This window comes from Vibrio sp. 1288 (assembly GCF_033344475.1).
The window spans coordinates 1-701 of sequence record NZ_JAWPOX010000521.1 but is presented as its reverse complement, the minus strand read 5'-3'; the positions used below and the strand labels follow the sequence as shown (position 1 = coordinate 701).

At 48.6% G+C, this 701-nt stretch carries 1 pseudogene; it reads right to left on the bottom strand.

Annotated features, from left to right (window positions below):
• Window positions 1–701 (bottom strand): annotated as a pseudogene (locus tag R8O11_RS27775) (alpha-amylase); the annotation flags it as partial.

The window sequence follows — 701 nt, the reverse complement described above, 5'->3', positions numbered from 1 at the left end:
TTCGTCAGACCCGCTAAGTCACCACCGTGGAAGGTACCAATCTCATATTTTCCGTCTTTGTTGCGACCGTAGCTGTTGTCGTTGTCTGGGTTACCGTTGTAGAAGCGGTCGGTCATGACAAAATACACCGTCGCGTTGTCCCAGCTGAAAGGTTTTTCGGCTTGCTGTTCAACCTCTTCTAACAGCAATAGACCTTGGCTCATCGGGCCTGGTTGCATGGTTACGTTGCCATTGGCGACGGTGGCTTCTTGCCCGGTTAAGGCGTCACGAACAACAGTGCCATCAGTAAAGGTTTGGGCTACGTTGATGGTTTTAGCTGTGTCGGTTGCAACAGGGCAAGAATAGGTGATGTCCTGACTTTGTTTTGGTTTGATTTTAACGGTTAGCTCATTGGTGTCTGGATTGAGCGTGAAGAGGTAGGTATTGGCTTTGAAAATGCGCAGCGGCATAGATGTGTCGGTTGCGCAGTTATCCATTTTTAATGGTGTATTGAATTTGATGCGGCTTTCTTCCGCTAGCGCAAAGCTGTTGCCACAGGTTTGTTTGCTGTCGGCAATGGTAAAGGTGTAGTTGCCTTTTTCTAGTTTTTGCTCTGCGACGAGTAAACCGTCTGAGTTTGGTTCGAAGACGGCAGTATCGTCTCCAACGCTTAATACGATGGCATTTTCTGGAATCTGGCTGCAGGCGCTCAGTAGGCCGAT